15 protein-coding genes are annotated in these 20,922 nt (G+C 54.4%); 8 read left to right on the top strand and 7 right to left on the bottom strand.

Translation table 11 applies throughout. The features are described 5' to 3' along the window. Positions 1–117: 117 nt before the first annotated feature. Both UF64_RS07500 and UF64_RS07505 read right to left on the bottom strand, forming a co-directional pair. On the bottom strand, positions 118–1,884 hold the full coding sequence (locus tag UF64_RS07500) for a sodium:solute symporter family protein (RefSeq protein WP_044827964.1): 1,767 nt from the start codon (positions 1,882–1,884) through the stop codon (positions 118–120). Between the two features lie 24 nt (positions 1,885–1,908). Continuing rightward, positions 1,909–2,169 carry a DUF4212 domain-containing protein gene (locus UF64_RS07505; RefSeq protein ID WP_044827965.1) on the bottom strand — a complete coding sequence of 87 codons (261 nt, stop codon included), beginning with the start codon at positions 2,167–2,169 and terminating at the stop codon, positions 1,909–1,911. Between the two features lie 586 nt (positions 2,170–2,755). Here UF64_RS07505 and ettA point away from each other — a divergent pair. Beyond that, complete coding sequence (gene ettA, locus UF64_RS07510) at positions 2,756–4,435, top strand: energy-dependent translational throttle protein EttA (protein WP_044827966.1); 1,680 nt, start codon at positions 2,756–2,758, stop codon at positions 4,433–4,435. Between the two features lie 145 nt (positions 4,436–4,580). Here the strand turns inward: ettA and UF64_RS07515 are convergent, their stop codons facing one another. Then, complete coding sequence (locus tag UF64_RS07515; RefSeq protein ID WP_044827967.1) at positions 4,581–5,219, bottom strand: phospholipid-binding protein MlaC; 639 nt, start codon at positions 5,217–5,219, stop codon at positions 4,581–4,583. 9 nt (positions 5,220–5,228) lie between these two features. Further along, on the bottom strand, positions 5,229–6,014 hold the full coding sequence (locus UF64_RS07520; protein ID WP_044827968.1) for a VacJ family lipoprotein: 786 nt from the start codon (positions 6,012–6,014) through the stop codon (positions 5,229–5,231). A gap of 302 nt (positions 6,015–6,316) precedes the next feature. On the opposite strand from UF64_RS07520, the gene UF64_RS07525 reads away from it, so the two are divergent. The 4 genes from UF64_RS07525 (at position 6,317) to metH (ending at position 12,059) form a co-directional block, all read left to right on the top strand. Beyond that, positions 6,317–7,282 (top strand): metalloregulator ArsR/SmtB family transcription factor, encoded by a 966-nt coding sequence (locus tag UF64_RS07525; protein ID WP_044827969.1) that lies wholly within the window; start codon positions 6,317–6,319, stop codon positions 7,280–7,282. Between the two features lie 76 nt (positions 7,283–7,358). Further along, positions 7,359–8,252 (top strand): methylenetetrahydrofolate reductase, encoded by an 894-nt coding sequence (gene metF / locus UF64_RS07530; RefSeq protein WP_082049613.1) that lies wholly within the window; start codon positions 7,359–7,361, stop codon positions 8,250–8,252. Positions 8,253–8,304: 52 nt separating this feature from the next. Further along, complete coding sequence (locus tag UF64_RS07535) at positions 8,305–9,369, top strand: homocysteine S-methyltransferase family protein (protein WP_044828235.1); 1,065 nt, start codon at positions 8,305–8,307, stop codon at positions 9,367–9,369. A gap of 38 nt (positions 9,370–9,407) precedes the next feature. Further along, a complete protein-coding gene (metH, locus tag UF64_RS07540; RefSeq protein WP_044827970.1) occupies positions 9,408–12,059 on the top strand; it encodes a methionine synthase in 2,652 nt (883 codons plus the stop codon). A 77-nt stretch (positions 12,060–12,136) separates the two neighbouring features. Here metH and UF64_RS07545 read toward each other — a convergent pair whose 3' ends face one another. Continuing rightward, positions 12,137–13,339, bottom strand: coding sequence for a multidrug effflux MFS transporter (locus UF64_RS07545; protein ID WP_235284994.1), 1,203 nt, complete (start codon positions 13,337–13,339; stop codon positions 12,137–12,139). 338 nt (positions 13,340–13,677) lie between these two features. Between UF64_RS07545 and UF64_RS07550 the strand changes: the two genes are divergently transcribed. Next, positions 13,678–15,471 carry a chloride channel protein gene (locus UF64_RS07550; protein WP_044827972.1) on the top strand — a complete coding sequence of 598 codons (1,794 nt, stop codon included), beginning with the start codon at positions 13,678–13,680 and terminating at the stop codon, positions 15,469–15,471. A gap of 69 nt (positions 15,472–15,540) precedes the next feature. On the opposite strand, the gene UF64_RS07555 is transcribed toward UF64_RS07550, so the two are convergent. Next, entirely contained in the window at positions 15,541–16,128 is a 588-nt protein-coding gene (locus UF64_RS07555; RefSeq protein ID WP_044827973.1) for a hypothetical protein, read from the bottom strand. Between the two features lie 316 nt (positions 16,129–16,444). Between UF64_RS07555 and wecB the strand changes: the two genes are divergently transcribed. Beyond that, the gene (wecB, locus tag UF64_RS07560) at positions 16,445–17,539 is read left to right on the top strand and encodes a non-hydrolyzing UDP-N-acetylglucosamine 2-epimerase (protein WP_044827974.1); all 1,095 of its coding nucleotides are present in this window, start codon (positions 16,445–16,447) and stop codon (positions 17,537–17,539) included. 3 nt (positions 17,540–17,542) lie between these two features. On the opposite strand, the gene UF64_RS07565 is transcribed toward wecB, so the two are convergent. After that, entirely contained in the window at positions 17,543–18,322 is a 780-nt protein-coding gene (locus UF64_RS07565) for an EF-hand domain-containing protein (RefSeq protein ID WP_044827975.1), read from the bottom strand. Between the two features lie 193 nt (positions 18,323–18,515). Here UF64_RS07565 and UF64_RS07570 point away from each other — a divergent pair, with 193 nt between their 5' ends. Next, the gene (locus UF64_RS07570; RefSeq protein ID WP_044827976.1) at positions 18,516–20,870 is read left to right on the top strand and encodes an ATP-dependent helicase; all 2,355 of its coding nucleotides are present in this window, start codon (positions 18,516–18,518) and stop codon (positions 20,868–20,870) included. The last annotated feature ends 52 nt before the right edge of the window (positions 20,871–20,922 follow it).

Consider the following 20,922-nt stretch of genomic DNA (forward strand, 5'->3'; position numbering starts at 1 on the left):
TTTTCCTCCGCAAGGGCACGCCCTGATTGCATTGTTGCCTGAGTGAGGCTGAAAAGAAAAGCCCCCGGATCAAGGATCCGGGGGCCCGCAACAGTTTTTGGCAACCTGGTTGACCGATTAGTGGTCAACCGCGCCACCGGCCCCTTTCGGAACACGGATATCTTCAATCATGTGCTGGATATGCTCTGGCGGCTCAGCGGTGACTTTCGACACAGCGAAAGCAACGATGAAGTTCAGAACCATACCAACCGCACCAATGCCTTCCGGCGAGATGCCAAACAGCCAGTTTTCAGGCGTGTTTGCAATGATCGGGTCGAAGAACACACCTTTATAGGCAAGGATATAGCCCATGGTGAAGACCAGACCGGTCAGCATGCCGGCAATCGCGCCTTCGCGGTTAACCTTCTTGGAGAAGATCCCCATGATGATAACCGGGAACAGCGAGGATGCGGCAAGACCGAAGGCGAAGGCCACCACCTGTGCCACAAAGCCCGGAGGATTGTAGCCCAGATAACCGGCAATCAGGATCGCGACCGCAGCGGCAATACGCCCTGCCATCAGTTCCTGTCCTTCTGTCATGTTTGGTGTGAATGTACCTTTGAGAAGGTCATGCGATACGCCAGACGAAATCACAAGCAACAGACCTGCAGCCGTCGACAGGGCAGCGGCGATACCACCTGCTGCAACCAGTGCGATGACCCAGTTCGGAAGCTGTGCGATTTCCGGGTTGGCCAGAACCATGATGTCACGGTCAACCTTCAGCTCGTTACCCTGCCAGCCGAACTCGGCTGCCTTGGCGGCGAACTCTGCGTTTGCGTCGTTGTAGTACTGGATACGGCCATCGCCGTTTTTGTCTTCAAACGACAGGAGGCCGGTGGCTTCCCAACGTTTCATCCAGTCCGGACGCTCTTCAAAGACAAGGTTACCTTCCGGATCGCCGACTTCGCCGGTCTGGATGGTTTCGGTCAGGTTCAGGCGAGCCATTGCACCAACTGCCGGAGCAGTGGTGTAAAGCAGCGCGATGAAGACCAGTGCCCAACCAGCCGAAGAACGTGCATCACGAACTTTCGGAACGGTGAAGAAGCGAACGATAACGTGCGGCAGACCTGCGGTACCAACCATCAGGGCAACGGTGATTGCAAAGATATCAATCGTTGACTTGCTGGTGGTGGTGTATTCGAGGAAGCCGAGTTCCGTCACGACCTGGTTGAGGCGATCAAGCATGAATTCGCCGGTGCCATTCACGGTCGAGCCGAATGCCAGCTGCGGCAGCGGATTGCCGGTCAGCTGGAAGGCAATGAAGATTGCCGGAATGGTGTAGGCAACAATAAGAACGCAATACTGTGCAACCTGGGTATAGGTAATGCCCTTCATGCCGCCGAGAACGGCGTAGATGAAGACGATACCCATGCCGACGATCAGGCCGGTCAGGATTTCAACTTCAAGGAAGCGCGAGAACACGATACCAACGCCGCGCATCTGACCTGCCACATAGGTGAACGAGATAAAGATCAGGCAGATAACAGCAACGATACGGGCTGCTTTGGAATAATAACGATCCCCGATGAATTCCGGCACAGTGAATTTGCCGTACTTGCGGAGATACGGTGCCAGAAGCATTGCCAGCAGGCAGTAGCCGCCGGTCCAACCCATCAGGTAAACCGAGCCGCCATAGCCAAGGAAGGCAATGAGGCCAGCCATAGAGATAAAGGAAGCAGCCGACATCCAGTCTGCTGCAGTCGCCATGCCGTTGACGACCGGGTTAACACCTTTGCCAGCGACATAGAATTCGCCGGTGGTGCTTGCCTTGGCCCAGATCGCGATGCCGATATACAGCGCGAAGCTCAAACCGACGGCAATATATGTAAGGGTAGTAAGATCCATCTTGTCTGTCTCCCAGATCCTGCGTCAGTCGTCGTCTTCGTGAACGCCGAATTCGCGGTCCAGTTTGTTCATCTTGGCCACATAGACGAAAATCAATGCGACAAAGACGTAAATGGACCCCTGTTGAGCAAACCAGAAACCAAGCTGGAAGCCCGCTATTTCGATCGAATTAAGGGCATCGACAAACAAGATGCCGAAACCGTAGGAAACGATGAACCAGATCACCACAAGTACCGAGACCAGTTTCACGTTTCTCTTCCAGTAGGCTGCGCTTTGTTCATCCATCGCGCGTCTCCTTCCTAGAAATGATAACTTTCCCTGCCGACATCGTTTTTGGATTGTTTTTGTCGGCCGCTTAAACGCGTGGCGTTGAGTGCATTGGGACACACTCATTGCCTGTAAAGGTCGATATCAGCTTTCTAGATGGGCCATAAGCTAATCATTAGTCGTATAGAACAGGGTGTTAGAGGCCTTTGCTCGGCAGCTGCGAACGAAAATAATGACAGAATTCGGTCAGTTTTCATTGTGTGCGCTGCAGCATTTCAAGGTTGAAAAACTTGGCGCATTCATGCCTAAAAAGTGACGTTTTCGTACCGTAAAGGGCGCGTTGTCCGTCTTTTGATGGCATTTCTGACCGGAATCGCACCCGCGTCGTTTTGGTTGGTATGCGTGCCGGTAAGGGCCAACTCTTCACGCCATGACCGCATGCCAACCGCCTTGTTGTGACTTCGCACCGGGCCTCTGCGGTTTGAAGTTGTTAAGAGACTGCCTGTCGGTTACAAACGGGCACAGTATTTCAGGTGCGCCTTGGGCGTGCCGGAGTGTTCCGACCCGATGGGGCGGACCCAACGACTTTTGGATGGGGAATTTAATGGCATCCTACCAGTATATTTACGTCATGAAGGACCTGACCAAGATCCTTCCGGGCGGTCGCGAACTTTTCAAGGGCATCACGCTGTCCTTCCTGCCGGGCGTAAAAATCGGTGTTCTCGGGAACAACGGTGCAGGTAAATCGACCCTGCTGAAAATCATGGCCGGCATCGAGAAGGATTATGCCGGTGAAGCCTGGCCTGCTGATGGCGTCAATGTCGGCTATCTCGAGCAGGAGCCGCAGCTCAATCCTGAAAAGGACGTTCTTGGCAACGTGATGGAAGGCTGTGGTTCGATCGTTGACGATCTTGCACGCTTCAACGAAATCAGTGGCAAATTCGCCGAGCCGATGACCGATGACGAAATGAATGATCTCCTTGCCGAGCAGGGCGAACTTCAGGAACGTATCGATGCGGCCAATGGCTGGGATCTGGAACGCACCCTTGAGATCGCGATGGACGCACTGCGTTGTCCGCCCAAGGACGCAGACGTTTCCAAGCTTTCCGGTGGTGAACGTCGTCGTGTCGCCCTTTGCCGTCTTCTGCTGGCAAAGCCTGACATTCTGCTGCTTGACGAACCGACCAACCACCTTGACGCGGAATCGGTTGCGTGGCTTGAACGTCATCTTGAAGATTATCAGGGTACTGTCATTCTGGTTACCCACGATCGTTACTTCCTTGATAACGTCACTGGCTGGATCCTTGAACTTGACCGTGGTCAGGGCATCCCGTTTGAAGGCAACTATTCCTCGTGGCTGGAACAGAAGCAGAAGCGTCTGGAACAGGAAGCCCGTCAGGAAGGCAGCCGTCAGAAACAGCTTGCGACTGAACTTGAGTGGATCCGTCAGAACCCGAAAGGCCGTCAGGCAAAATCCAAGGCCCGTGTTCGTGCCTATGACGATCTTGTCGCCGAAGCCGCAAAAGCCGTTCCGGATTCAACCAAGATCGTTATTCCGATTGCCGAGCGTCTCGGCAATGAAGTCATCACCGCTGAAGGCCTGACCAAGGCTTATGGTGACAAGCTTCTGTTCGAGAACCTTGATTTCCGTCTGCCGCCGGGCGGTATCGTTGGTGTCATTGGTCCGAACGGTGCTGGTAAAACCACGCTGTTCAAGATGCTGACGGGTGCGGAAACGCCGGATTCAGGTGATCTGAAGATCGGTGAAACCGTCAAGATGGGCTATGTCGATCAGTCGCGTGACTCGCTTGATCCGAACAAGACCGTCTGGCAGGAAGTTTCCGATGGCTTGGACGAGATCCTTCTGGGCAAGCGCCCGATGAGCTCGCGTGCTTACGTTTCGCAGTTCGCCTTCAAGGGGGCGGATCAGCAGAAGAAAGTCGGTCAGCTGTCTGGTGGTGAGCGTAACCGCGTTCACCTTGCCAAGATGCTGAAGTCTGGCTCGAACGTCCTGCTGCTTGACGAACCGACCAACGATCTTGATGTCGATACCCTGCGTGCGCTTGAGGAAGGTCTTCTCGAGTTTGCCGGTTGTGCTGTGGTTATCTCGCACGATCGCTTCTTCCTTGACCGTATCGCGACCCATATTCTTGCTTATGAGGGCAACTCGCATGTCGAGTGGTTCGAAGGGAACTATCAGGAATATGAAGCCGACTACAAACGTCGTTATGGTGAAGAGGCTAGCCGCCCGCACCGCATCAAATACAAGCCGCTGACCCGCTAAGGCGGACAGCCGGTTTCAGATCAAAGGCCACCCTCTTCGGACGGTGGCCTTTTTTCATGCTTAAGCAGCATTGGAATGGCCCAACAAAAAAGCCACCGTCCGAAGAAGGTGGCTTTCGTATTCGATATTTCAGACGGGCTTTGTCTTAAAGGCCGGTCTTGGCCTTCAGTGCTGCGGTCAGGGCGCCGACATCATCGTTATTCTGCTGAATAACTGATGTGAACTCGTCACGCTGGGTGATGCCCATGCTCAGACCTTCGATGGAAACATCAATGATCTTGTAGCTGTCATCAAACATCCGCATGCGCCAGACGATATTGATCGGCGGGCCGTCCGGACGGACAAACTGCGAATCGACGAATGTGTCCTTGTTCTTCTGGGTCTCGTCACCGACGACAAACTGCTCGCCGTTGAATTCCTTGAACTGGTTGGCGTAATTCAGCGCCAGATAGTTCTGCAGAAGAACAGAGAACTCTTCGATTTCCTGGTTGGAAATCGTACGCCAGTAGCGACCAAGAACGAAGCGCGAGACTACATCCATTTCGAAATAGCGGTCCATAAGGGACACGAACTTTTCGCGGCGGACGTCGTCAGCAAGGGTATGGTCGGTGAGTTCGACCATGGCCTGATCAGCCATGGTTTTAATCACATCGGCAGCGCTGGTTTCAACAGCGACTTCGGCAACGACGTCCGAAGACAGGCTCGTTGCCGACGCGTGGCCAGACCACGCTGCTGCGATGGCGATCATCGCGGCAGCTGGTATGGCGATCTTGTTGTTTGCCATGATGGGCTCTTACTGGCTTGCTGCTTCGACGGCATCATCAAAGTCAAAAGATGCACTTTCATCTTCGACAGCGGATGCCGGTGCCGGGGCACCGTTGCGAATCAGCGTATTACGCTGCTGACGATACAGGCTGCGCAGAGCTGCATAATAGTCGATCGACGATTTCTGCAGTTCGTTCAGCTGATTGATCGTGGCGTAACGCGTATGCAGCGCAGTCAGACCAAGAGAGCCCCAGTAAAGGGCTTCTGCGGTGTCGCTGTTTTCGGCCCCCCAGGTCAGCGGGTTGGCAACATAGTCAACAGCAATACCCGTCGTGTCACGCAGGTTGGACGGACCAATCAGCGGAAGCACGATGTAAGGACCGCCGCCGATGCCATAATGGGCAAGGGTCTGGCCGAAATCTTCGCGACGATACGGAATGCCGAAATCAGTCGCGACATCGTTAAAGCCAAGAAGACCAATCGTCGAGTTCATGATGAAACGCTGGAACGAGGCAGCAGCCTGATCCGGATCACCTTGCAGCAACGCGTTGAACGAGTTCAACGGTTCGTTGATGTTGCGCACAAAACTCGCGACGGAGGTTTTGACGGGTTGCGGGGCAATGTCGCGGTACCACATTGCAGCGGGATACAGGACCATGAAATCAACAGCGCCGTTAACGCCGTGAACCACGCGGTTCACCGGCTCAAGCGGGTCGTAATCACTCGTGTCCTGCGCTGGTTCTGTCGATGCGCACGCGGTCAGCAAAGACAGCGATCCTGCGGCACAAAGCGAAAGCAAAGTTCGGAACTTCATTATTTTTAGCCAACCGATGTTCGATACACAGACTTCCCCTGACCCAAAACGTTTTCAGTGCGGGACACCAAAAAACGTTACCGATCAACCTTCTGCTCGAAAGGGCGACCATGTAACGCACACGCCTTAGATATCCATCTGGTTAGCATAGGGGGAATTTAAACACCAGCATACAAAAAGTTGATCGCAATCAAGCAGTTTTCTGGTGTTGCATTTGGGCAACATGTTTTGCTGCGAAAATAGTCCTTGAACAAATATAAACATATCTTTATATCTTTCTCACCGACGTGGAGGGTACTGGTATGGAACAGGTTCTGGCAAGATTGCGCGCAGCTGCAGAAGCAACGCGGCTTCGTCTGCTGGCGATCTGTGCCGAGTGTGAGCTGACGGTAAGCGAGATCACCCAGATCATTGGTCAAAGCCAGCCCCGCGTATCCCGACATCTTAAACTATTGTGCGAAGCGGGTCTGCTTGTCCGGTTCCGTGAAGGCACATGGGTATTCTATCGCACCCCCCATTCCGGTCCGGGGGCCGACCTTGTTCAGCCAGTGCTCGATCTGTTGCCCAAGGATGACGAGACCCTTTCGCTTGATCGTGCACGTCTTGAACAGGTGAAGGCTGAGCGTGAGAAGATCGCGACTGAGTATTTCCGGGCCAACGCCGAGGATTGGGATCGGATTCGGTCCCTGCATGTCGATGAGGCCGTGGTCGAAAAGGCCTTGCTTGAGACGGTTGGCGACCTGACCGGCGGGCGGATTCTTGATGTCGGAACCGGTACCGGTCGGATCCTTGAGCTTCTTGGACGCAATGCCGAGGAAGGCGTTGGCGTTGATATGTCGCGTGAAATGTTGGCCGTGGCACGTGCCCGCCTGCAGCGTGCCGATCTGTCGAACTGCCTTGTCCGGCAAGCCGATATGTATCAGCTGCCTTATCCGGGCGGGATGTTTGATGTCGTGACCCTTCATCAGGTGCTTCATTTTGCCGAAAAACCCGACGCTGCTCTGGCTGAGGCCGCGCGCGTTTTGGCGCCTGGTGGCAAGCTTGTGATCGTCGACTTTGCCCAGCATGAACATGAAGAGTTGCGTGAAGAACACGCGCATCGACGTCTTGGTTTTGACGATGCGTCGATCAATGCGTGGTTCCGCGCCAACGGGCTTGAGCCGGACAATGTCGTGAGCCTGCCGGGCAAGCCGCTGACAGTCCGGATTTGGGTGGCGCATCCGTTATCCGATCAGGCGCAAAAGAATAGTGAGAAGGCTGCCGAATAACGCGCAGCCGTTACCACAATACCTAAATAAAAAGACCCGACCGACGGGAACGTGAAGACAGGATTGAGATATTGATATGATGACGGTTCCAGAAATCAAGGCAGTACGCAAGAACCTGCGGGTTTCGTTCGAATTCTTTCCGCCGAAAACGGAAAAGATGGAAGAAACCATGTGGCGATCGATCCACCGGCTTGCGCCGCTCAATCCGTCTTTTGTCTCGGTGACCTACGGGGCTGGCGGTACCACGCGTGGCCGTACCCACGGCAGCGTGACCCGCATTCAAAAGGAAACCGGCATTCCGGCAGCTGCCCACCTGACCTGTGTCGGGCACACCAAGGAAGAGATCGACGAGATCGCGCGCAGCTATTGGGACGAAGGCATTCGCTCGATCGTTGCCCTGCGCGGGGATATGCCCGAGGCAACCGGCAAGTACGAGCCGACCCCGGGTGGGTATGCCTATGCGGTTGATCTGGTTGCAGGCCTTAAGGAAATTGCTGATTTCGATATTTCGGTTTCGGCCTATCCGGAAACCCACCCGGATGCGCCGAGTGCCGATTTCGAGATCGAGTATCTCAAACGCAAGATCGATGCCGGTGCAAACCGCGCGATTACGCAGTTCTTCTTTGATAACGAAACCTATCTGCGGTTCCGTGACAAATGTGTTGCCGCCGGGATTGATGCGCCAATCGTTCCGGGCATTTTGCCGGTAACCAATTTTGCCTCGCTCTTGAATTTTGCGGGCATGTGTGGTGCTTCTGTCCCGCAGCGTTTGCATTGGCGTTTCGAGGGGCTTGATGAAGACCCGGATACGCGCCGCATGGTTGCTTTCCACGAAGCCATTTCACAAGTGGAAGGTTTGATCAGCGAAGGCGTGACCGACTTCCACTTCTATACGCTTAACCGTGCCGAACTGACCTATGCCATCTGCCATGCGCTGGGCATTCGCGGAACCGAACAGGCAGCTGCCTGAGGAACCTGTTGTTCTGTAACCGGACGCATGAAGATTTGATTGGATGAAAAAGATGAATGATCGCAAGGAACGCATTGCCCTGCTGCGCAAACGGGCCGAGGAAAAAATCCTGATCCTTGATGGCGCGATGGGCACGATGATCCAGAAGCACAAGCTGACCGAGGAAGACTATCGCGGTGAACGCTTTGCCGACTGGAAGCAGGATGTGAAGGGCAATAACGATCTTTTGTCGCTGACACAGCCGGACATCATCAAGGACATCCATCTGCAATATATCGCAGCCGGTGCGGACCTGAACGGCACCAACACCTTTAGCGCGACCACGATTGCCCAGGCCGATTACGGCATGGAAGATCTGGCGTATGAGATCAATTTCGAAAGTGCCAAGATCGCGCGTGCCGCCTGCGACGAGTGGGAAGCTGCCCATCCGGGTGACGTGCGCTTTGTGAATGGCGCGATCGGCCCGACCAACCGTACTGCTTCGATTTCGCCGGATGTGAACAATCCGGGCTTCCGCGCAATTACCTTTGATCAGCTCAAAGAAGCTTACAAGGAAGCGGCAAACGGCTTGCTTGATGGCGGGGCGGATACGCTTCTGGTCGAAACCATCTTTGATACGCTTAATGCCAAGGCCGCACTGTTTGCCATTGATGAGGTTCTTGAAGAACGTGGTGAAGATGTGCCGGTAATGATTTCAGGCACGATCACGGATGCGTCGGGCCGGACCCTGTCGGGGCAGACGACCGAGGCGTTTTATAACTCCGTGCGTCATACCAAGCCGTTCTCGATTGGCCTTAACTGTGCATTGGGGGCTGCCCAATTGCGTCCGTACGTGCAGGAACTTTCGCGTATTGCCGAATGCCGCGTTTCGGTTTACCCCAATGCTGGCCTGCCGAACGAGTTTGGCGAATATGACCAGTCGGATGCTGAAATGGCAGCCTTGGTCAAGGAATGGGCTGAAACCGGCATGGTCAACCTTCTGGGGGGCTGCTGTGGAACGACGCCGCCGCACATCAAGGCGATTGCCGATGCGGTTGCTGATGCCAAACCGCGCACTGTGCCGAAGTTCGAACCGCGCATGCGTTTGTCCGGCCTTGAGCCGTTTGACGCCGCATAATCCTGATATTGATTGCTGAAAAGAGATCGAAAAGACCCATGACCGACATTTCCAGATTTATCAATATTGGTGAACGCACCAACGTTGCCGGATCGCTGAAATTCAAGAAGCTGATCGTCGAGGAAGATTACGATGCAGCCCTTGAGATCGCTCGTCAGCAGGTCGAAAACGGCGCACAGATCATCGACATCAACATGGATGATGCGATGCTCGATGCCGAAACTGCGATGGTCAAGTTTATCAACCTGATTGCGGCTGAACCCGACATTGCCCGTGTGCCGATCATGGTCGACAGTTCCAAATGGAACGTGATTGAGTCCGGTCTGAAATGCCTGCAGGGCAAAGGCATCGTTAACTCGATCAGTCTGAAAGAAGGCGAAGAACCCTTCATCGCACAGGCCAAGATGCTGCGCCGTTATGGGGCGGCGGTTGTCGTTATGGCCTTTGATGAAAAAGGTCAGGCCGACACGGTTGATCGCAAGTTTGAAATCTGCAAACGCAGCTATGACGTGCTGGTCGAGAAAGTCGGCTTCCCGCCCGAAGACATCATTTTCGATCCGAACATCTTTGCTGTCGCGACCGGGATCGAGGAACACGACAATTACGCCGTCGATTTCATCGAGGCTTGCCGCCTCATCAAGAAACATCTGCCCTACGCCAAGATTTCCGGCGGTGTTTCAAACGTGTCCTTCTCGTTCCGTGGAAACAACCCGGTCCGCGAAGCCATGCATTCGGTGTTCCTCTATCACGCCATCAAGGCGGGACTGGATATGGGGATCGTCAATGCCGGCCAGCTGGTTGTTTACGAAGAAATCCCTGCGGAACTCCGTGAACGCGTTGAGGACGTCATCCTCAACCGTCGTTCAGACGCAACCGACCGGCTGCTGGAAGTCGCCGAGAAATACAAAGGTACCGGCGGGCCCGAGAAAAAGGCGGATCTTGAATGGCGTAAAAAGCCGGTCAATGAACGTCTGGCCCATGCGCTGGTCAACGGTATTGCCGAGTTTGTCGAAGAAGACACCGAAGAAGCCCGTCAGCAGGCAGACAAGCCGCTTCATGTGATTGAAGGGCCGCTGATGGATGGTATGAACATCGTTGGTGACCTGTTTGGCGCAGGCAAGATGTTCCTGCCGCAGGTTGTGAAATCTGCACGTGTGATGAAAAAGGCCGTCGCCTATCTGATCCCGTTCATTGAGGAAGAAAAAGACGGCAAGCACGAAACCAATGGCAAGATCCTGCTTGCGACCGTGAAGGGCGATGTCCATGACATCGGCAAGAACATCGTCGGTGTGGTTCTGCAATGTAACAACTTCGAGGTCATTGACCTTGGTGTGATGGTGCCGACCCAGAAAATCATTGAGACCGCCAAGGCTGAGAAGGTCGACATGATCGGGCTTTCGGGCCTGATTACGCCGTCGCTTGAGGAAATGACCTATGTCGCGGCCGAAATGGAACGCGAAGGTCTTGATATCCCGCTTCTGATCGGCGGTGCGACGACATCGAAGGTCCATACCGCGGTCAAGATCGCGCCGAACTACCTGAAATCATCGGTGGTTTACGTGATCGATGCATCGCGTGCGGTTGGTGTTGCAAGCCAGTTGCTTTCCGAAACCCATCGCGAACGTTTTGCTGCGGAAATTCGCAATGAATATGTCGCGATGGCGGAAAAGCACGCCGCGCAGCAGCTGCAGAAAAAGCGTTTCTCGCTTGCTGATGCACGTGCCAACAAGGCGCAGCTTGATTGGGAAAACTTCGAGGCACCTGTGCCGCTCAAACCGGGGATCACCCTGTTTGAAGAGTTCGATCTTGAAGAACTGGTATCGCGCTTTGACTGGAAACCGTTCTTCGAGACCTGGGAACTGCATGGTCGCTTCCCCGACATCCTTCAGGATGAAAAGGTCGGTGAAACCGCACGTGGTCTTTATGAAGACGCGCAGGCGATGCTCAAGAAAATCATCGCCGAGAAATGGTTCAAGCCCAAGGCGGTTGTCGGTCTTTGGCCGGCCAACTCGGTCGGTGATGATATCGAAGTCACCCCGGCACCGGATCACAATGAACCGGTGATGCTTCATACCCTGCGTCAGCAGATGTTCCGTGAAAACAACAAGCGCCCGAACCGCGCATTGGCCGACTACATCGCGCCAAAAGACAGCGGCAAGACCGATTATATTGGTGCCTTCGTCGTGACGGCCGGACCGGAAGTCGAAGAAATCGCCAGCAAGCTTGAAGCAGAGCATGACGATTACAATGCCATTCTGGTCAAGGCCCTTGGTGACCGATTTGCCGAGGCCTTTTCCGAGCGCATGCATGAAAAGGTCCGTAAGGAGCTTTGGGGCTATGCCCCGGATGAGACGCTTGGCAATGATGATCTGATTGCCGAAAACTATCGCGGTATCCGCCCGGCACCGGGTTATCCGGCCTGCCCGGAACACACCGAAAAGGGCATTCTTTGGGATATTCTGGATGCTGAAAAGAATGTTGGCGTGTCGCTTACCGAAAGCTACGCCATGACCCCGACGGCATCGGTCAGCGGGCTTTATTTCGCCAATCCGGATGCCAAGTATTTCGGTCTTGGCAAGATCGAGCGCGATCAGGTGGAAAGCTATGCCGAGCGCAAGGGCATGACCCTGGCAGAGGCTGAGCGCTGGTTGGCGCCGAACCTGAATTACGATCCGCGTCAGGCGAAATAATCGCCTTTCCGGTCGCAATGAAAAGCCCCGCAGACTGCACTCTGCGGGGCTTTTTTATTGTGTGGGTTTAACGCGGTCTAGTGTGTAGGGCGACAGAACTTGCCACGTTCGGTAATGCCGACAATCACAATGCCGATCAGACCGAGCGAGAAGTAACCGGCCAGAAGCGGGATCACCGTGCCGTTAAACTGCTGGCCGATAATGCCGCCCGCGATCACGCCGATCAGGGTGCTGTAAACGCCAATCATCGAGGAGGCCGTCCCGGCAATCGCGCCGACAGGTTCCATTGCCAGTGAATTGAAATTCGGCATGGTCAGCGAGAAGCAGAACAGGATCGTCGTCAGGCCGATGCCAAACAGCAGCAAGGGCGGCTGGCCGTCAAACCAAATCGCAATAAGAACATTGATCAGGCTGCTGCCGGTCATGATGAACAGGGCGACATGGGAAATCTTGTGCATGCCGATCTTGCGCACCAGTCGCGCATTGACAAATGACGAGACACTCATGCAGGCAGCAATCATCCCGAAGACCAACGGGAACCAGACACCAAGACCGTATACTTCGGTTTCAAAAATTTGCTGGGCCGAACCGATATAGGCCATCAGGCAGGCAAACATCATGCCCATGGCGGTGGCATAGCCGAGCGTCTGACGGTTGGTTACTGTGGTTCTGATGTCACGCACGATCCGGCGCATCGAAAGCCTGTGCCGGTATTCCGGGTGCAGGGTTTCCGGCATACGCAGCAGATACCAGCAGACAATCGCAATCGCGAGAACGAGCGTACTGACAAAGATCATGTGCCAGTTGGAGAGTGCCAGAATAAGGCTGCCCGATGCCGGGGCAAACACCGGCAGGATAATGAACACCATCATGACAAAGGACATGACGCGCGCCATTTCGCGACCTTCAAAACAGTCACGGGTGATCGCCATGGTCAAAACGCGCGGCGCAGCAGCCCCAAGGCCCTGAACAAAACGCGCGATCAGAAGATGTTCAAAGCTGTCAGCAAAGATCGCCATGATCGTGCCGATGCAATAGATGCCAAGGCCGGCAATCAGAGTGGGGCGGCGGCCAAAGCTGTCGGCAAGCGGGCCATAGACAATCTGCATCAGGCCAAATGCGATCATGAAAACATAAATCAGCATCTGCATGCGGTTGCCGTCTTCGATCCCATAATCCTGTGCAATCGGCCCAAAGGCAGGCAACAGGTTATCAATCGACAGCGCAACCAGCCCGATGGTGATCGCCATCAGGCAGATAAATTCAACAAGTCCTGGCAACGGCCGAGCCGCCTGCGTACCCGTTGGTCGAGGGTCATTCATTATTTTTGGTTCCGTTGAGAACAATTGGTGGCGTCTCTGGCCCCGCTTTCACGCAGCGCGGGCAGAATGATGCATTTCGTGTGTTTTTGGCAATGACGGTTTTCTTAAACGGGATCGCGGCACTGGGGCTGCCCTGAACCCGGGTCACTTGTTGTTACACATCCACCCGGATCAATCAATGGGTGTCAGAAATGCGAAAATAACCGTGGTATTGCTTGTCTTTACCCTTTATTCGCAGGAAAAGCTGATCCTATGATCATTCCAAATCCCGCGTCGCCAACCCCGGTATAGTTGAAATGGCTGAAAAGCTTCTGAAATCGAACATCTTTTTGAACCGTCTGCGCCGCATTGTGAAAAGCGAGCAGCTGGTTCTGTCGATTTTGGCTTTGATTGTCGGCGCACTGGCCGGGGGCGGCACGATCCTGTTTCGCGACGGACTGTTGTTCATCCAGTCGCTGTTTTTTGGAACTGGCGAAGAAGCTCTTCACCGTCATCTCAGTGAAATTCCGGTCTGGCAGCTTATTCTTGCGCCGACGGTTGGTGGTCTGATTGTTGGTGTTTTCATCTACAAGTTCCTGCCCGAAAAGCGCCCGCATGGGGTGGCCGACGTTATCGATGCCGCATCCTTCCATGATGCCCGCATGTCAACGCGCTGCGGGATCAAAAGTGCGATTGCCAGTGCAGTCTCGCTTGGCAGTGGGGCATCCCTTGGTCGTGAAGGGCCGGTTGTTCATATGGGGGCCTCCTTTGGGGCGTGGCTTGCGCGTATTCTTCATTTGCGCCGTTCGGCCTCTAGGACCCTGTTGGGGTGTGGTGTGGCATCGGCGGTGGCGGCATCGTTTAATGCGCCCTTGGCCGGAGCGCTTTTCGCCCATGAAGTCGCCCTCGGGCATTACGCCCTGACGGCCTTTGCACCGATTGTGCTGGCGTCTGTTACCGGGACAGTGATTACGCGGATTTATTTTGGCGATGAAGTCGCCTTCCTGATCCCCGGTCACGATATCCAGTCGTTCTGGGAATTTCCGGCCTTTGCCCTTTTGGGGATCATTGCGGGTATCGCCGCCGTTCTGGTCGTGCGCGCCATTCCGATCGTGCAAAAGACTGCAAACCGCACCAACGCACCGCTTTGGATCCGTCCGGCGGTGGCGGGGCTCGTGGTAGGACTGTTGGCCCTGATCTTTCCGCAGGTTGTTGGCGTCGGTTACGGCGCAATGAACGATGCGCTCAATGAAAGCTATAACCTGACCTTCCTGATCGGGCTGCTGCTTGCCAAGGGTTTTGCGGTTTCGATCTGCATGGGGCTTGGTTTTGCGGGTGGCATCTTCAGTCCGGCGCTTTTCCTTGGTGCGATGCTGGGTGGGGCGTTCGGGATTATCGCAACCAACGTCTTCCCGGATCTGTCATCGGGCTATTCGGCCTACACGCTTGTTGGTATGGGGGCCTTGGCCGCAGCTGTTCTTGGGGCACCGATTTCAACCACACTGATCATCTTTGAATTGACCGGTGACTATGCCCTGACGGCGGCGGTGATGGTGGCATCTGTTCTGGCGACGGTGATTATGGATCAGTTCCAGGGCGGCTCGTTCTTTCAGTGGCAATTGAAATGCCGCGGCGTTTCGACCCGCTGGGGCCGGGAAGTCAATTTGCTTCGAACGATCAAGGTTGCCGAGATCATGAAGCGCGAATACGAGACCGTCCCGCTTGACGAGGGACTGCCGATGGTGCGCGAAAAGCTGATCAATGCGCCCTATTCGGAACTGTTTGTCATTGATGATCAGGGCAAGCTGCATGGCACCATCACGCTAACCGATTTGCGTCACGCGGCCTTTGATCCGAAGCTGGGCGATGAAGTAACAGCCGGCCAGGTCGCCAGATCAAAGCCGCCGGTGCTGTATCGCACTGACAGTATCGAAAAGGCCATCAAACTGATGGAGCAAACCGGTGAAGAACATCTGCCGGTCCTAAACAGTGCGGAAGAACGCCATATCATCGGCTTCGTCCATGAAAAGGATGCGATGATGGCCTATAATAACGCATTGCTTGAGCTTCAAAGTGAAGAACGCGGCGACGCGCCGCCCAAGCTTTTCTGATCCCTTACACAAAAGAAAAGAGCAGCGCCGTTAAGCGCTGCTCCGTTCAAGGTTTTATGGCCGATGTAATCAGGCGGCCAATGCGGGTTGCTGTCGTGCTGGCTGACCAGACATGACCTGAGCTGCGACCCGGCTATCAAGACCGGCAACGTTTTCGGGAAGATCGGTTGCAGCCTGCTCGGCTGCGTTATCAATCTCCTGACGTTCCCTGCGTTTTTCAATCTCGGCCTTTTCGTTCTGTTTTTCGTCCTTTGGTGGCGGACTCAAACTGTCACGAAGGGCTGATTTGAATTCCTCCTCGGCATCCTGCTCAGCAAGGGCAGGATCGTCATTTGCCGGATCGGAATTCGAAGAAACGACGTTATCATTGGTCTTGATACCGTTTGCACGGTCATTGGCTTTGACGGCGTCCATGGCCGCAGCAAAGTTTGATGACCCGCTTCCGATATCCTGAAATTCAAGCATGACGGACTGAACCGCGTCGGAAAGCTGACTTTTCGAAGAGCCACCTTCCGATCCGATTGCCGCAACACTTGAAACAGGTGCAGCGCTACCTGCGCTAAAACCTTCGATACCTTCGTGTGCACCTGGCCGTTCCGCAGAACTGGCCCGGGTTGAAATCGGTAACCCGTTGCCCAATCCAAAAATAGTACTCATTGCGAGATACCTTTCTTCTGGGATGCACAAAGCACGACCAGCACCCTCAGAAAGTCGCCGAGGGTGTCAGACATGCTTACCATCAGAAATCAAAGCAATTTTCAGACCATGGATGCGGGACGTAAGGGTTCGCAAATTACATGCGAAGACCATTGAATAGATCGATGCCTGTCTTTGGCATTCCGGACACCCTACCTGTGATGATTGGCGGCAGAAAATACCGATACCAAAGAAGGTTACGAGGAGCCGGACTTATCTATTAGGCTATGGGAAGACGGTCGAATTTTCCCAGAAGCAGGATGCGTGTCGATAAGATATGAAGCTCCACCTCATTGCCGGTGCCAGACCCAACTTCATGAAGATCGCACCACTTTGGCGCGGGTTGGTGGGCCATCCATTCCTGCGCCCCTCTTTTGTCCATACGGCCCAGCATTGCGATGATATGATGTCTTTGGCGATCTGGCGCGAAATTGGGTTGCCGGACCCCGATCATGTCCTGAACTGGGAACCGTCAGAAAGCGGTGACCCCGTTGCCGACATGATGCGGGCGTATGAGGCGCTTTGTCATAGCGATCGTCCCGACGTGGTTCTGGTCGTGGGGGATGTGAACTCATCGCGGGCAGCCGCCATGGTTTCGGCCGAGATGAATATACCTCTTGTGCATCTCGAAGCGGGGTTGAGATGTTTTGATCCCGACATGACCGAGGAACAAAACCGTATCGTGATTGATCACAAGGCGGATCTTTTGCTGACCCCGTCAGCGGATGCAGATCAGAACCTGTTGGCCGAGGGAGTCGAGCCAGGCCGTATCAAGCTGGTCGGCAATATCATGGCTGACACACTGGAAATGATGCGACCGAAAATCGATCAGGAAGATGCGGCCAGCAAGGTTGGTGTGGATAAGTGGCGCTTTGTGCTTGTGACGCTGCATCGGCAAAACAATGTCGATGACCCCGAAATGCTTGGCCTGATATGTCAAACATTGAAAGAACTGGCCGCAAAAACAGAGGTCTGCTTTGTCCTTCATCCCCGATCTGAAAAGCGCCTCGCGGCATTGAGCCTGATTGAGGAGCTGAGTGCAGCAGGTGTTAGGTTGCTGCCACCGATGGGCTATGTCGAGTTTGCAAGTTTGATGCGGTATGCAGGTGTCGTGGTGACAGATTCCGGTGGGGTGCAGGAGGAAACAACCTGCCTTGGCGTGCCGTGTCTAACTCTGCGCAGATCGACCGAACGTCCGGTCACCATCACCAAGGGAACCAACAGGCTGGTCGATATAGAAGGATTACTGCCCTCCGTGATGTGTCGATTACAAGAGATGACACTCCGAAGAAGGGCCACTTCAATCCCGTTTTGGGATGGTAAGGCCACTGGCAGGATCATTAACGTGCTTGAAGAGTTTTCAGCCAGCTAGGGATTAGCTAATTACCTGTGCCATCAATTTGTTACTGAAGGACTCATTGCGTGGATCAAGCGGGGTTGCTGCAGGTTGCTCAATCTGTTCGGCAGAGACTTCTGTAGGCTCTGCTTCGTTGCTGAAGTCAGGCAGGCTACTTGCAGACGGGGTTGCATCGACAGGGGCAGCGGCCATGATTTCTGAAAAGCTCACAACGCCGTCTTCGTTGGTATCAAGGGGGTCGTAGGTACCATCTTTGCCAGGAGGTGCGGCGTAGCCCGTCAATGTTTCGTCAGAGCTGCTCTCAGTCTCATCGGCAGTTATTGCGCCAGGAGGCGGAGCCATGGCAGCAAGATAGTCTTCTTCGGAAATGCTATCTGAGTCTGAACCCGCCATAACGCTCCAAAGGTTTTCTGACATCTCTTCGCTCACGTCATCAGGCGCAGCAGACATGAATTCATCTTTGGTTAGGGTGCCATCACCATCTGCGTCCATGTCTGAAAACAATTGCTGAGCATCAAAGCTGCTGTTGCCATCTGTCGTCGTACTCGTTTCCTGCAGTTCCATGAGCATCGACAAAATGGAATCTGAGAGTTGGCCGGTAATGGTTTCACTTTTCGACGTCAACTCAGTCATGGCGTCCGAACTGTTCTCGCCGTTGTTCTGAAGGTTGAAAAGTGCAAACGAGCCAAATGCTTCTGCGCCCGACACGGTATCTGTGCCAGAGGTGGAATTCGCATTTTGACCGTTTTGACCAAGTAACTGGGCAATGTTGCCGCCCATGCCGTTGATACCGCTCATTTTCCTGCCTTGATTGAGAATTGCTATGATGTGTAAACACACGTATAGGTCGGCAAAAACTGGCGCAAAAAATTCAACTCAAGCTGAAAAGCAGCGAATTTAGCGACGATTTTGCACGAACAGGGAAAATTGCATCGTCGTTGCGGATGCAAGGCTGGCTCTTGATACGGAGCGTGATATATATGCCATCATGATGGATGATCCGTTCGAAATTGATGAATTCGCAGCCAGCCCCGAAATGCGTCTGGCCGATACACCGACCCCGGCATATCTCGATAATCTGAATGCCGAGCAGCGCGATGCTGTCGAAACCCTTGATGGACCTTTGCTGGTTCTGGCGGGTGCCGGCACCGGGAAAACGCGCGTGTTGACCACGCGGCTCGCGCACCTGCTTGAAACCAAGGCGCAGACCGAACGCCTGCACCCGCAGCAGATCCTTGCCGTGACCTTTACCAACCGTGCGGCAAAGGAAATGCAGGAACGTGTCGCACAGGCCTTGGGGCGTCCAGTTGAAGGCTGGTGGCTTGGAACCTTCCACTCGCTTTCGGCGCGTTTGTTGCGCCGCCATGCCGATCTGATCGGGCTGCAGTCAAACTTCACCATTCTTGATAGCGATGATCAGGTGCGCCTGCTTAAGCAGATCATGGATGCCGAACAGATTGATCCGAAAAAATGGCCAGCCAAGCAGCTGATGGGGATCATTCAGCGCTGGAAGGACAAGGGCCTAACGCCTGAGAGGGTCAATGAAAGTGTCGAGTTCGCCAATGGCGGCGCAAAGCACCTTTACAAGATCTATCAGGAACGTCTCAAAGTCCTGAATGCCTGTGACTTCGGTGATTTGCTGCTGCATTGCCTGACGCTTTTCCAGCAGCATCCGGAAGTCCTGAAGCAGTATCAGAACACCTTCCGCTATATTCTGGTCGATGAGTATCAAGATACCAACGTTGCGCAGTATCTGTGGCTGCGCGCGATGGCGATGGTTCATCGCAATATCTGCTGCGTTGGTGATGATGACCAGGCGATCTATAGCTGGCGCGGGGCCGAGGTCGGTAACATCCTGCGCTTTGAGTCTGATTTCCCGGGCGCGAAAGTCGTTCGCCTTGAACAGAACTATCGTTCCACCCCGCATGTTCTGGCCGCAGCATCCAAGCTGATCACGTTCAATGACGGACGTTTGGGCAAAGAGCTTTGGACGGAAATCGATACCGGCGAGAAGGTCTTTGTCAAAGGTGTTTGGGATGGTGAGGCCGAGGCACGGCTGATCGGTGAAGATATCGAAGCCCTGCAAAGCAAGGGTGTTGGTGCATCCCAAATCGCCATTCTGGTCCGTGCCGGTTTCCAGACCCGTGAGTTCGAAGAACGATTGATCACGCTCGGAATTCCTTATCGGGTTGTTGGCGGACCACGCTTCTATGAGCGTCAGGAAATTCGCGATGCGCTGGCCTATATCCGGCTTGTCGCGCAGCCAGAGGACAGTCTGGCGTTTGAGCGCATCGTCAATGTGCCCAAGCGCGGGGTTGGCAAGGCAACGCTTCAAACCCTGCATCAATATTCCCGCGATCAGGCGATCTCGCTTCCCGCAGCTGCGCGTGATCTGATCGATACCGAGGAACTCAAACCCAAGATGCGCCAAAGCATCGGCGGGCTTCTGGGGGATTTCAAACGCTGGCGCGAAATGCTGTCGGGCAGTAGCCATGTCGAGGTCGTCGAAACCGTCCTTGATGAAAGCGGCTATACCGACATGTGGCGGACATCCAAGGAGATTGATGCGCCGGGCCGTTTGGAGAACCTGAAAGAACTCGTTTCCGCGATTGGCGAGTTTGAAAACCTCACAAGCTTCCTTGAACATGTGTCGCTGGTGATGGAAAACGCGCAGAACGATCATGAGGAAAAAGTCACGATCATGACCCTGCACGCGGCCAAGGGGCTTGAGTTCGATTATGTCTTCCTGCCGGGCTGGGAAGAAGGCGTATTCCCCCATCAGCGCGCCATGGATGAAAGCGGGGTCAAGGGCCTCGAGGAAGAACGCCGTCTGGCCTATGTCGGGATTACGCGTGCGCGCAAACGCGCAACTATCTGTTATGCCGCCAATCGTCGCATCTATAACCAGTGGCAATCAGCCCTGCCATCGCGCTTTGTCGATGAGTTGCCAGACGAGCATATCGAACGGATCAGCGATACCGGCCTTGGCGGGCATGGTGGCAACCATTCGCCGGGTGCCTGGGGTGCAGATGACTGGATGAAGATGCCAAGCTGGGCTAGTGACAGTGCATCGGATCGCAACAAGACATTGGGTGCCGGGGATCGCAAATTTGCCTCAAGCGGTTGGCAGGACCGCGTGCGCAAGAATGTGATCGATGTGAAGCCCGATGGTGAAACCAGCTATTCCACCAGTTCGAAATCATCGAAATACAAGGTCGGCGACACTGTGCGTCATCGCAAGTTCGGATCGGGTACGGTGCGGGCCGTTGATGGCAACAAGCTGGAAATCCATTTCGACAGTGTTGGCACAAAGAAAGTGGTCGACAGCTTCATCCTGCCGGGGTAAGCCCCAGCCAACCCTTCGGATGACCGATTTAACCGGGCAGAGCACCTTCGCC

The organism is Thalassospira sp. HJ, assembly GCF_000948415.1.
In the GTDB taxonomy this organism is placed as follows: domain Bacteria; phylum Pseudomonadota; class Alphaproteobacteria; order Rhodospirillales; family Thalassospiraceae; genus Thalassospira.

Bases quoted from the DNA above. Each gene is read 5' to 3' on its own strand.
- UF64_RS07500 (WP_044827964.1), bottom strand. From the start codon at position 1,884: ATGGATCTTACTACCCTTACATATATTGCCGTCGGTTTGAGCTTCGCG.
- UF64_RS07505 (WP_044827965.1), bottom strand. From the start codon at position 2,169: ATGGATGAACAAAGCGCAGCCTACTGGAAGAGAAACGTGAAACTGGTC.
- ettA (WP_044827966.1), top strand. From the start codon at position 2,756: ATGGCATCCTACCAGTATATTTACGTCATGAAGGACCTGACCAAGATC.
- UF64_RS07515 (WP_044827967.1), bottom strand. From the start codon at position 5,219: ATGGCAAACAACAAGATCGCCATACCAGCTGCCGCGATGATCGCCATC.
- UF64_RS07520 (WP_044827968.1), bottom strand. From the start codon at position 6,014: ATGAAGTTCCGAACTTTGCTTTCGCTTTGTGCCGCAGGATCGCTGTCT.
- UF64_RS07525 (WP_044827969.1), top strand. From the start codon at position 6,317: ATGGAACAGGTTCTGGCAAGATTGCGCGCAGCTGCAGAAGCAACGCGG.
- metF (WP_082049613.1), top strand. From the start codon at position 7,359: ATGATGACGGTTCCAGAAATCAAGGCAGTACGCAAGAACCTGCGGGTT.
- UF64_RS07535 (WP_044828235.1), top strand. From the start codon at position 8,305: ATGAATGATCGCAAGGAACGCATTGCCCTGCTGCGCAAACGGGCCGAG.
- metH (WP_044827970.1), top strand. From the start codon at position 9,408: ATGACCGACATTTCCAGATTTATCAATATTGGTGAACGCACCAACGTT.
- UF64_RS07550 (WP_044827972.1), top strand. From the start codon at position 13,678: ATGGCTGAAAAGCTTCTGAAATCGAACATCTTTTTGAACCGTCTGCGC.
- UF64_RS07555 (WP_044827973.1), bottom strand. From the start codon at position 16,128: ATGAGTACTATTTTTGGATTGGGCAACGGGTTACCGATTTCAACCCGG.
- wecB (WP_044827974.1), top strand. From the start codon at position 16,445: ATGAAGCTCCACCTCATTGCCGGTGCCAGACCCAACTTCATGAAGATC.
- UF64_RS07565 (WP_044827975.1), bottom strand. From the start codon at position 18,322: ATGAGCGGTATCAACGGCATGGGCGGCAACATTGCCCAGTTACTTGGT.
- UF64_RS07570 (WP_044827976.1), top strand. From the start codon at position 18,516: ATGGATGATCCGTTCGAAATTGATGAATTCGCAGCCAGCCCCGAAATG.